This window comes from Candidatus Chloroploca mongolica, from assembly GCF_004762035.2.
Classification (GTDB): domain Bacteria; phylum Chloroflexota; class Chloroflexia; order Chloroflexales; family Chloroflexaceae; genus Chloroploca; species Chloroploca mongolica.
This window is the reverse complement of sequence record NZ_SIJK02000046.1, coordinates 1-11,761: the sequence shown is the minus strand read 5'-3', so window position 1 is coordinate 11,761 and position 11,761 is coordinate 1. Positions and strand designations below refer to the sequence as shown.

The following is an 11,761-nucleotide window of genomic DNA, read 5'->3' as shown; positions in this document are numbered from 1 at the left end:
GCCCCCACCCCGCCCTGCCCTACGTACGGGCACGGCGCCGCCGTGCCCCCGCCGTGCCCTATCCCCGCCGCACGCGATCAATCATCAGCACCGCAATCCCAATCGCAACCAGCAATAATGGCAACGGCGTCACCGTCAACACCAACGGCTCCCCAAGCCAGGTCATCAACGGACTCGCCAGATGCCACGAGCCCTTCACGATGAAAAATAAGGGCCAGGCGACCCAGAGCATCCACCACGGGAAACGCCCCGCACACTGCCGACCAGTCCCTTCCAATGCCCCCAATTGCACCGTCTCACCCTCAACCGGGTAATGCGAGGATCGTGTCTGCTCCTGAATACGGCACATCATCGACTCCTTTTTTCCGTTTCAACCATTCCTGTCCCCAAGCATACCAGTCACACCCGGCCTTGCTATCAGCGCACGGGGCTAATTGCCCTTGCCTCAACAGCCGATGGTGCAGCTAGGCGAAAAGAACTAGGAGAGGCGTAACCAGGGCGATTGCATCTTCCGTGTATGCACCCCACCAGGGCACCCGCAAGGGGTGCCCGTACCCCGCCTGTAGGGGCACCCCTTGCGGGTGCCCTGGTGTTGCCGGGGGCCGCCGTGTGCGCCGCTGGTTGCATGCACATGCTGCCACAGAGCGCGTATGTTTGCATCCGGTTTCGTATAATGCAATCGCCCTAAGGGCGTAACGCGCCGCCGATGAACGTAAGCCTCTGGCTATGGTACAATTCAGCTCTATCCTTGTCTTAGCATCACAAGCATAGCTTTTAGCCCTGACGCCAGGGCTGGCGAAGCGCATTGTTGCCCTTCATGGAGGAATAAGGTATGGATCATAACCGGTTGATCGCTGAGCTAAAACAGCTTGTCGGTGTCACTGGCGTCGTCGCCGATCCCGATGCACTGATGACCTATGATGCCGATGGATGTGTCATGGATACCCACGCCCCACACGTCGTCGTGCTCCCTACCTCAACCGAACAGGTCAGTTCAATCGTGCGCCTAGCCGCGCAGTACGATGTTCCTGTGGTTCCCCGTGGGGCCGGTACCGGCCTCTCCGGTGGGGCAACCCCGATGCACGGCGGAATCATTATTGGCACCTCCCGCATGAGTCAAATCCTTCAACTCGATCTCCCCAATGGGCGCGTGCTTGTCCAACCAGGGGTGATCAATTGGGAGTTGACCCAGTACCTTACGCTCTCAGGCTACCACTTCGCTCCCGATCCCTCTTCGCAAAAAGCATGCACCATCGGTGGCAATATTGCGAATAATAGCGGTGGCCCCCACTGCCTCAAATATGGTGTGACCACCAACCACGTGCTCGGTGTCGAAATGGTGCTCGCCGATGGTTCGGTGATCTGGACAGGGGACGGTACACCTGATTGCGCCGGCTATGATTTGACCGGGGTGATCAGTGGCTCTGAAGGTACCTTCGGGATCGTGACCGCAACCTGGTTGCGCCTTACCCGTTTGCCCGAAGCGATCCGCGTCGTGCTCGCCCTCTATCCCGATATCGCCGGCGCAACCAGTACCGTCTCCCAGGTGATCGCCCGCGGACTCTTGCCCGCCGCACTCGAGATCATGGATCGCCTGGCTATCAAGGCGGTCAATACTATGTATCGCCTCGGCATGCCCGATGAGGCTGGCGCACTGCTGATTGTAGAAGTTGATGGAGTCACCGATGGCCTCGATGAACTGCTGAACGATATTGTGGCGATCTGCTGGTCAAATGGTGCCCTTGATGTGCGCCCCGCTCGTACCCCCGCCGAACAGGTGCGCGTCTGGTCTGCTCGCAAAAATGCCTTCGGCGCCATGGGCCGCCTCGCCCCAACCTACCACCTCGTTGATACGGTCGTTCCGCGTACGCGCCTCCCCAAAATGATGGAGGAGGTCGCCCAGATCGCCCAAGAGTTGAATCTACCAGTCGCCAATGTCTTCCACGCTGGCGATGGCAATCTTCATCCGATTATCCTCTTCGACCGGCGCGATCCCGACCAGAATGAACGCGCCCTCCAGGCGGTCAACCGTATGATGCTCATCAGCATTGAACAGGGCGGGGTGATCAGCGGCGAACACGGCATCGGTGTGGAAAAACAGGAGTTTATGCCCTACCTCTTCAATCAAGACGATCTCGCCGCAATGGCCGCCCTCCACCAGGGCTTCGATCCCGAGGGTCGTTTCAACCCCGGCAAAATCTTCCCTAAAGCCCAGAACGCACGCGATCTCGCCGAACAACGCCACATTATGGCCTTCGCCGATCGTGACGTTGCCTAGCTTGTTTGTCCGCCGATCATGTTCCTGATTAGTCTGTCAACGAAGTTTCCTGATACGCTTCTGGCCCAGCCATCCGTCGCACATTTGGCGTCTCGATGCGCTCTGAACATCCTTTGCGCCTTTGCGTCAAATCATCAGCAAATGTAGTTGGCCCACTCCTGATGCAGAATGGGGAAACGAATGTCACATGCACTGCTTGCCCGCCAGTTGTCCGAACTTGTTGGTGAGGCCCATCTCCTGGAAGACCCCGCAGCTTGCGCTCCGTTTGCCCTCCACCATCAGGTTCCCGCTCTCGTCGTTGAGCCAGATTCAGTGGAGGAAGTCGCCCACGTTGTCGCCGCTGCTGCCGCTGAAGGCATGACGGTTGTGCCCTATGGGGGCGGCACGCGCCAGGCATGGGGCACACCAGTCGCCAGTACCAATGTCGTGGTCGTGCGCACGACGCGCCTCAATCAGGTCTTGATCTATGAGCCCGATGATCTGACGATTTCGCTTCAAGCAGGGATGACCGCAGCCACGCTCAACGCAACGCTCGCCGACAATGGCCAGATGTTCCCGGTTGATGTGCCTTTGCCCCATCAGAGTACCATCGGGGGCCTGCTCGCCACCGGAATGGACGGGCCACGTCGCCTGGGCTACGGTACCAGTCGCGATCTCCTGCTTGGTGTCCAGGTGGTCGAGGCAAGCGGGCGCGTCAGCAAAGCCGGTGGCATGACCGTCAAGAATGTCAGTGGCTACGACCTGATGAAGCTCTACACTGGCAGCCTGGGAACCCTCGCCATTATCGTGTCGGCCAACTTCAAACTCATCCCTCGGCCCAATGCCGAGGCTAGCCTCCTCTGCTCCTTTGCGACACCAGAACCGGCCTTCCAACTTATCGAGGGCATCCGAGCCAGTCAGTTGACCCCCATGGCGCTCGAATATGTCGAGGGACTCACGTTTGCGCCCTTCACCAACAGCACCATCCACGTCGCCCTGCGCACCGAAGGCCTGCCCGCCGCCGTCGAACGCCATCTGCGCGAACTAACAGCGCGCACCGCACAGGCCGGTGGTCAAGCCCATCCCCTGCACGATGAGGCCCACCGCGAGCTCTGGGCGCACCTCAATGATTTGCCCCAAACCGCCACCGTCGCCGATGATGAACTGGTCATCCGACTCACGACCCTCCCCAGTCAACTGGCCCCCGCCCTGACCATCGCCCGCACCAACGCCCACGAGCTCGGCATCGCCCTCACCATGAGTGCGCGGTCATTGAATGGGGTTGCCTACCTCCGCGCACGCGGCAACGATGAGCAACTACGCACCTGGCACCAGCGTTTGTATGCCCATCAACCCACCACCGCCGTCCTCGGCGGCCCACTCCACCTGCGCCGCGAAATGCCAGCCTGGGGCCAACTACCCGCAACCATTGAACTCATGCGGAGCATCAAACACCAGTTTGACCCGACCAACCGCCTCAATCCAGGGCGCTACGTCGTCTAACCCCCCGGCCCTTTCCCTTCGCTATCGAAACACCCGGCCCTTTCCCTTCGCTCGTGGAAAAAGCCAGCTATGCTGGCTTTTTCCACGAGCGAAAAAAATCTCAATGCAATTGACAGAAACAACCAACCTTGCCTATAATTAAAGACGTTTACTAAGATTTCTATAGATTTACGAAAGGTTCACCATGCCCGAGCGTGATGAGGTTACCTTTCTCTCGCTTTCCGCAGCCAGCAAGTTGCTTGGTGTCCATAGCACTACGCTGCGGCGCTGGGCCGATGAAGGCTCGGTGCCCGTCTATATCACACCCGGTGGGCACCGTCGCTTTGCGCGTCACGATATCGAGACCCTTGCGCGCCGCACGTCGCTTACCAGTCGCGCTTTTGGCTCAGAACTCGCCACGCGTACCTCCGCCCAGACGCGGAGCGAAATTGCCACTGCGCCCCATTCCCATCGCGCCTGGCTCGCCCGCATCCCCGAGGCTGACCGTGAGGCCTGGCGCCGTATCGGGCAACAGTTGATGGGCGTCGTCCTGCACTATATCAATAATCCCCACGATGATGAAGAATTGCTCCGCGAGGCCCGACGCATCGGCGGCGAGTATGGCACCCTGGCCCTCCGTGCAGGCATGCCCCTGACCGCCGCCCTCGAAGCCGCTCTCTTTTTTCGTGATACCCTGGTCGACTCGGCGATGCAACTCTCCGAAGAAACCCGGCCACGCAATGAAGACCGGGCCCGTCTCTTACGCCGTATCAGTCATGTCGCCAATGAAGTCCATCTCGCCGTTGCCCAGAGTTATCAATAAACTCATACTATAGCAGTCCTAGACAATGTGTGTCTGAGGAGTGCCGGCTAAAGCCGGCTAAAGTCGGCACTCCTGTTTACAACCCAGATAGGACTGCTATATACCCCAGGAGCTGTCTGTGAGTGATGAGCCACGTCGCTTTAGTGTGCTACGCACCATGAAGATCGGGTCTTTTCATATTGGTTCGTCGTTTGTTGATCTCTTAACTTCAGGTGTGCTCAATCGCATCCTGATTTCAGACTTGAATATTTGGGCGGCCCCGGTCGCCTTGCTCTCAGCCTTGCGTTATCTGCTCGCCCCGTTGAGCATCTGGGCTGGCTATCGCTCCGATACCCGCCCGATCTTTGGCTTTCATCGTCTGCCCTATATCTGGGGTGGACGCATTCCAATGGTGCTCTCGTTACCCTTGCTCCCCATCATTACGGTCATGCTCGCCGCCAATCCACGCTCGATCCTCGCCTGGTCACTCGCCGTCTTCTCCTTCCTCATCTATGGCGTCGGTACCCTGCTCTCGGGCAGCACCTTCCTCGCCCTTGTGCGCGATAGCGCCCCCCCAGAGAAGCGAGGGCAAGCGATGAGCATCGTGCAGACGTTCCTTGTCATCAGTTTTCCTATCGCCGGGGTCATCTATGGCCTGATGATGCCGGTCTACGATCCGGCCTCTTTCTGGCAGATCGTGCTCTTTGGGATGGGCATTGCTACCATGGCCTTCTTCTTCTCGCTGCTCGGCGAAGAACAACGCCACGGGACCATTGTCGCCGATGCTCCATCGGAACAACTGCCTTTTCGTACGCTCCTGCGCGAGATGTGGGGCGACCGCCGTACCCGACTCTTCTTTCTCTTCCTCGCCCTCGGTGCCACCAGCGCCTTTGCCCAAGACGCTGTGCTCGAACCCTTTGGTGGTGATGTGTTCGGTCTTTCGGTTGGCGAAACCACCCGCTTCAATGCCTATTGGGGTACCGGGGTTGTGCTCAGCCTCATCGGTACCGTCATCTATACGCGGAACCGCCAGGCCCACGAGCAAACAGGTACCACCGTGATCGGTCTGGTCTTGACCAGTATCCCTCTCGCTCTGCTCGGGGTAATTGCCCTCACCGAAGCCGAGGCCCTGCTGATCCCGGTGCTCTTTGCCTTTGGCCTCGGGTTTGGCATCTATACCGTCGGTGCCGTTTCGCTCTTGATGGCGATGACCTCTGACCGCCGCGCCGGGGCCTACCTCGGTCTCTGGACCGTCGCTCAGTTGCTCTTTCGTGGTCTCGGGATCTTCCTCGGCGGGTTGATCCGCGATCTCGGCCTGATCACCACGGGCTCGCTCAACATCGCCTATGGCCTGGTCTTCTTTCTCGAAGCAATCGGTCTTGCGATCTGTGTTATCCTGGTGCGTAAAGTAGATGTCCCCGGCTTTGCCCGGCAAACGCGGACATCAGTTCCCTCCGCTTCATTCGCCGCCGCCGCCGAATGAAATGACCTCGCATCAATCCCCCCAGGGCGGTTGCATCATACGAAACCGGATAAAAAAATACGCTCTCTGTGGCAGCATGTGCATACAACCAGCGGCGCAAACGGCGGCACCCGGCCCGGTGTACGGGCACACCTTGCGGGTGCCCTGGTGGGGTGCATGCACGGAAGATGCAATCGCCCTACATCTCCCCCTTGCCCCCTGAACAACGGCATCCGGTTGGGCTACCCGCATGGTTGCGCAACGATGGCATCGGCGATGCCCAGGGCAACGTCGCTCTCACGCCAGAACGATAAATGGCGCTACTGCAACGCAGCCGTCAGACGGGCAATATTCTCGAAGAGACGACGATAAAGCGGACGGATCGCCCAGATATCGCGGCTGAGCATCATCGAGCGTTCGAGGTACGTCGCTTCAATTTGGCGCAGATCAGCCACAACCTTGCGGTCGTAACAGACCATGCTCACCTCGAGATTCAACTGGAACGATCGCATATCAAAGTTGCTCGAGCCGACCATCGCAATATCGTCATCAATCGTCATAAACTTCGAGTGCAGCAGAATCGGCTTCTTATAAAGCGCAATCTTCACCCCACAGCGCAGCAATTCGTCGTAAAACGAATGCTGCGCATAATAGACCATAAACTGATCCGGGGCCTCCGAGTTGATCATCGTGACATCAACGCCACGCTGTGCCGCACTGGTCAACGCCAGCATCAGACTGTCATCAGGCACAAAATAGGGGTTCACAATCGTCAGTTTATGATGCGCACCATGGATCATCCCGGTAAAGAGTTTGAGATTGTTCTCGTCGTCATGTCCTGAACCACTCGGCAACACCTGGCAAAGCATCGTCCCTGTCGCAACGACCGCTTCCTCACCATGATAAAGCTCAGCCTGGCTCAAGAGGGTATCGGTCTCGCTGTACCAATCGGTGATAAAGACCGCATCAAGTTGCCCAACGATTGGCCCGGTCACCCGCACCACTACCTCATCATAATAGAGGTCATCCTTGCGGAAGTAGTCACGCCGGATCAGGTTGAGCGAGCCAGTATGCCCAATCCTGCCATCAATCACCGCGATTTTCCGGTGATTACGCAGATCCGGTCGCGCCCACTGGCCCTTACTCAAACGAACAGGCAAAATACGCTCGTACCCAAACCCCGACGTCTTGAGGTAATCATCAGTCTGCTTGCTCGTAGGATAGCGGTTTGAGCCAAAATCATCGAGCATGACACGCACCTGAACACCCCGTTGATGCGCACGTTCAAGGGCAAGGAATACCTCTTCGGTCGCTTCATCGCGGTTGAGAATATAAAACTGGATATGCACAAAATGCTCAGCGGTATCAATATCCTCAGCTAGACGACGGAGAATCTCATCATAATCGTCAATCACCGCAACATCGTTGCCCGCAAATGCAGCCATGCCACCAAGATGAGCACTGAGATTCGCAAAGGGCAGATACCGCGCCGGAACATGGGGATTCAGCAATGGACCAAACACTGGATGATCACGGGCTTCGCTGATCGCCTTCGCTACCAGTTCATCCATCGTCAATTGCCTGAGCCGACGCTCATAGGGAAGCTTGGGGCTCCCGATCAGCAAGAAGAGCACGAACCCCGCAAAGGGAAAAAGCGCAATTAACATTAGCCAAGCCGTCGCCGAGGATGGCTTGCGATTGACCGGCACCGTAAAGAGTGCGCCGATCAAGAGGATCCAATGTAAAATAGCCCCCACGAGTGCAAACAGACTCAGCCAATCTTCAGGCATATTGATACTATAGATTTCAATTCAACTCAAACTCAGCAAAACGCTCGGTACACGCCACCACCTGCTCATACCGTGAGCGTACATCCGCAAGCACACCTTCATTGATCGTGGCCGCATTGCGATAGACCTGCTTGTCAAGCATCCGTCCCGCTTCCCCCCCGGGCCAGATCCGCCACGAGTCGTTGTCAATGACATCAGCCACCAGCAGGTTTGACCCCTGTTCAGTACTGACCGCACGCCCAAACTCAATCTTGAGATCAACCAGCACCACATCCTGCTCAGCCCACGCTCGTTCTAACAGGGTAAAGACCTCTACCCCAACCGCAATCATCTGACGGACTTCATCAGATGTCGCAAGATTCCGCACAGCAATCTCATGTTCACTAATTTGGGGATCGTGCGCAATATCATCCTTCAAGAAGAACTCGACCAGCAGTGGGTCAAAACGCGTCCCCTCAGCAACCTCGGGATGGCGGCGCAAATACGAACCTGTCGCCAATCGTCGCATTACAACCTCGATCGGCAGCATCAGGCAACGACGTACCACAGTAATCGCTGGCTCAGGGGCCTGGACAAAATGCGTCGCCATACCCGCTCGCTCAAGCAAGGCAAAAACATTCGCCGTCGTCCGCCCAGCCAGCACCCCTTTCCCAGGAATCTCATTACGCCGCGCTCCATCTCCCGCGGTAATGCCATCTTTATGCACAAGAATGCAGAGCCCACTATCATCAGGGTGAGCATACACAATCTTCGTTTTGCCTTCGGTAATACGTGGTCCAAGTTGCATTGTAGCGCTCCATTACCATGATCTATTCAGCGAAACCACCATCACAACTGGTCACTCATGATGGTGGTTTCGCGTATCTTACAACGCCATTGTCAACTCATACTGCTCATCAGGCACCACAAAACCAGACCGCAAAAAGGCACCCGTCAATGGGCTATCAGCAGGCTCATTGATGCAGGTTAAGTTGGCTGTATGCGCCTGAAGTGCATGAATTAATTCACGAGCCGCCATCTCATCACACGCGCCCAGATCAAACAGGCGCATACTGATTTCATCGCCGGTAACCAGCGCATAGGCGGTCACATCGCCATCTTCACGCAGTACTATGCCACGTAAATTGGGCAGGGCCAGCAGGGTCGCCGGCTCACGTTGCCACGAGGCGTGGGCCGGATGGAGGTCAGCAAAATAGTCAAGCACCAGCGTCTCGGCCTCAAGTTCATCGATCCTCGGTCTACCCCCAAACTCATCATCTCCAAGATGCCACGCCATAATCAATAACCGACGGGTCACGTGCATTCCTGCATGTTCATATGTCCGCAATGCAGCAATATTCCGCGCCAGCACTTCTAAGGTCAATTGGCGCGCCCCTGCCTTTTGCGCTTGCTCAATCATTGCTGCGGTGAGTTGATTGGCATAACCGTTACCCCGGTGCTCGGGCACAATGCCAAACCCACCACACCAGGCTCGTGCACCACGCCGCGCAAGCAGCGCAACGCCAGATGGCTGACCATCAATACACAGAATAAGCGAAGAAAACAGATCGATATTCTCTGATGCGATTCGCCGCGATAATGCCTCCGGCGTCGTCACCCCCGAATAGAAGTAGGCCTCGAACGAGCGCGTAAATAGGTCCGCCAGCGCTTCCATCGAGAGCGCGGAAGCCGATGCGAAGTTGACTGATGTATGCATAGGTGCCTGCCCCCTGTATTAGCGTCGTTGCAACCAGCAGCTGGAAGGTACACCCGCTTACTCCTCACCCTGCCAGTCACATAGACGGAAGATGTGTGTCATTATTATACCAGCCCTGGCTACACATAGGGGCGCCTCGCTCCACAGGATCACTTGGTCAAAATTGAGAACCAAGCCATACCTCCGCGTAAGAGGATGAAAAGGGATCTCGGCGCAGACCAACAAGCTTGCTTGTCTACACCCTCCCGCCTCACCACACTACTCTGGTGTATACTGAACATACCAGGTCATTCGTTACTAGACACTAGACTCAGGAGTAGAGTATGACAAAATTGAGCGAGGAACAAATCAGTATAGCCCTTGAGAACCTTCGGGGATGGCATCGTCAGGGTGACATGCTGAGCAAGACCTTCAAACTCCCTGACTTTCCACGGGCCATTGCTTTTGTGACCCATATAGGGTTTCTCGCTGAAGCCGCAGCCCATCATCCCGATATTGACATTCGCTACAACAAAGTCACCCTCGCCCTCACCACCCACGATGCTGGAGGCTTAACCGAAAAAGATATCGCCCTGGCGATGGCTGCCGATGAAGCCATGAGCTAACAGCCTGTGCTGGCTAGGTGAGCACGCGTGCTCACCTAGCCAGCACAGGCTGGCAAGGCACGCTCATCGCCTTACTTTTGACACGATTGCCATCAGGCAATTCTTCAGGTGGCGCAGGTGGCAAAGTTGGCGCAGGCGTCACAGAGGGCGTAGCCCGCACCGGAAGCGCAGCATACCGTGTCAACACCTGTTCCTGACGCACAATACGGCCATCAGCACCTCGAATTGTGCGCCGGTTGATTACATCCCTTGCCTCTTGTTGCGTATTCGCCCAGGCCGCAAAGCTAGACCTGCTCCCTTCAGTCTCGGCCACCGCAGCACTGCTCGCTGATGCACGGCCTTCTGTCCGTATCTCTGGTTGCGCAACAACCACGGTACGCCCATCAGAACGCCCCCAGATCCGCACACGCACAAACTGATTGATCACCTCCGCTTCGACGATCAATTCCCCGAGCGTGTCATTGCCAAGCGACAATTCCAGATCCGGAACTGCAACAGCCGCTTCAAGCCCTGGCTGATCAGCATAGGCCCGCAGCCAGTAACGATGGCCTGTGCGTTCAAGAATAGGTAACCCCGTATGCCACGCAGCTCGATACAGCAAGGTCGAGACAGTACAGATCCCCCCTCCGATCATGTTGTTGACAATGACCCCATTTTCGATACCACTACCAGGCACGTAGCCATTCGCCGCCGAAACCTCGCCAATCGTGGCAAGAAAGCCCAAACGCTCACCCGGAAGCAGCATAACACCATTGAGCCGACTAGCGGCAAGAGCAATATTATGTCCATCTGGACTCGTAGGATGAAAAGGCAGACTAGCCTCAGCCAGAATCTGCAAAGGAGCCTCTGGTTCAAGGTGAAGGGAATTCACATATAGGTGCGCATAGCGCAGGCCAAGCGGGTTTCGGATCACTTCGTCTGATGTGCCCTCAAATCCTGGTTGATAGATCAGAATGCTTCGCTCAAAATATTGAGTCAGGCGAGATGATCCATCAGGTTGCGCTTCATAGAACTCTTCTGAAATCGGCAACCCATGCCTGAGCACCCCCCCAGTTTGCTGCCAGTACCACCGGAAAGCACCACCAAGCGTATGCCCGGCATCAACCAGATAAATACGATCCTCCTCCAGCGCTTCATCTGCCTCACGCCAGGTAAATGCCCCCTCCATCTGATGCTGCTGAGCAAAAAACCGCCCAAGATGAGAAAGCCGTACCTGATCATGCCACTCAAAGCGAGCATACTCAAAATACTGAACGGTCAGTCCACCCGCATCAACAAAAACACTCGTGATGGGCAAGCCGAAACTTGCCTTATCACCATGTGCTTCATAATACGCACGAAACTCACCATAGAGCAGGTGTCCATTTTCATAGCGCATCAGTGGCGCAGAGGGGGCCGCTAGGGCCGCAGTGTGCTTCCACACTGGGTAACACCCCAGACCAAGAAAACAGATGATCAATATCCATCCCAACCTTATCCATCCCAACCTTTTGGCATCGCGTATTTGCATCGCGCTTCCTCCTACGGCATCAATCGGTCAGTTCACACGAATTGAGAACTACACCCTATACCGCTGATAAAGCGCACAAAGATACGCACCAGCCGCAAAACTGAAAACCCCACCGCCCGCCTGCAAGAACTGCAGGCGGGCGGTGGGGTTGGTTGCA

10 protein-coding genes are annotated in these 11,761 nt (G+C 56.6%); 5 read left to right on the top strand and 5 right to left on the bottom strand.

Annotated elements, in window-relative coordinates; all coding sequences use genetic code 11:
* Positions 1 to 58 precede the first annotated feature (58 nt).
* Positions 59 to 352 (bottom strand): hypothetical protein, encoded by a 294-nt coding sequence (locus tag EYB53_RS19390; RefSeq protein ID WP_135480073.1) that lies wholly within the window; start codon positions 350 to 352, stop codon positions 59 to 61.
* Positions 353 to 832: 480 nt separating this feature from the next.
* Between EYB53_RS19390 and EYB53_RS19385 the strand changes: the two genes are divergently transcribed.
* The 4 genes from EYB53_RS19385 (at position 833) to EYB53_RS19370 (ending at position 6,024) form a co-directional block, all read left to right on the top strand.
* Entirely contained in the window at positions 833 to 2,278 is a 1,446-nt protein-coding gene (locus EYB53_RS19385) for an FAD-binding oxidoreductase (RefSeq protein WP_135480070.1), read from the top strand.
* A 180-nt stretch (positions 2,279 to 2,458) separates the two neighbouring features.
* Entirely contained in the window at positions 2,459 to 3,760 is a 1,302-nt protein-coding gene (locus tag EYB53_RS19380; protein ID WP_135480068.1) for an FAD-binding oxidoreductase, read from the top strand.
* A gap of 184 nt (positions 3,761 to 3,944) precedes the next feature.
* The gene (locus tag EYB53_RS19375; RefSeq protein WP_135480065.1) at positions 3,945 to 4,562 is read left to right on the top strand and encodes a MerR family transcriptional regulator; all 618 of its coding nucleotides are present in this window, start codon (positions 3,945 to 3,947) and stop codon (positions 4,560 to 4,562) included.
* A 118-nt stretch (positions 4,563 to 4,680) separates the two neighbouring features.
* Positions 4,681 to 6,024, top strand: a complete 1,344-nt coding sequence (locus tag EYB53_RS19370; RefSeq protein ID WP_371879138.1) for a BCD family MFS transporter — start codon at positions 4,681 to 4,683, stop codon at positions 6,022 to 6,024.
* 299 nt (positions 6,025 to 6,323) lie between these two features.
* On the opposite strand, the gene cls is transcribed toward EYB53_RS19370, so the two are convergent.
* The 3 genes from cls to EYB53_RS19355 form a co-directional block, all read right to left on the bottom strand.
* The gene (gene cls, locus EYB53_RS19365) at positions 6,324 to 7,793 is read right to left on the bottom strand and encodes a cardiolipin synthase (RefSeq protein ID WP_135480063.1); all 1,470 of its coding nucleotides are present in this window, start codon (positions 7,791 to 7,793) and stop codon (positions 6,324 to 6,326) included.
* A gap of 16 nt (positions 7,794 to 7,809) precedes the next feature.
* Positions 7,810 to 8,580 (bottom strand): phosphoribosylaminoimidazolesuccinocarboxamide synthase, encoded by a 771-nt coding sequence (locus tag EYB53_RS19360; protein WP_135480061.1) that lies wholly within the window; start codon positions 8,578 to 8,580, stop codon positions 7,810 to 7,812.
* A gap of 78 nt (positions 8,581 to 8,658) precedes the next feature.
* Positions 8,659 to 9,489 (bottom strand): GNAT family N-acetyltransferase, encoded by an 831-nt coding sequence (locus tag EYB53_RS19355; RefSeq protein WP_135480059.1) that lies wholly within the window; start codon positions 9,487 to 9,489, stop codon positions 8,659 to 8,661.
* Positions 9,490 to 9,812: 323 nt separating this feature from the next.
* On the opposite strand from EYB53_RS19355, the gene EYB53_RS19350 reads away from it, so the two are divergent.
* Entirely contained in the window at positions 9,813 to 10,094 is a 282-nt protein-coding gene (locus EYB53_RS19350; RefSeq protein ID WP_135480057.1) for a 4a-hydroxytetrahydrobiopterin dehydratase, read from the top strand.
* 31 nt (positions 10,095 to 10,125) lie between these two features.
* Here EYB53_RS19350 and EYB53_RS26095 read toward each other — a convergent pair whose 3' ends face one another.
* Complete coding sequence (locus EYB53_RS26095; RefSeq protein WP_167857485.1) at positions 10,126 to 11,517, bottom strand: VanW family protein; 1,392 nt, start codon at positions 11,515 to 11,517, stop codon at positions 10,126 to 10,128.
* Positions 11,518 to 11,761 lie beyond the last annotated feature (244 nt).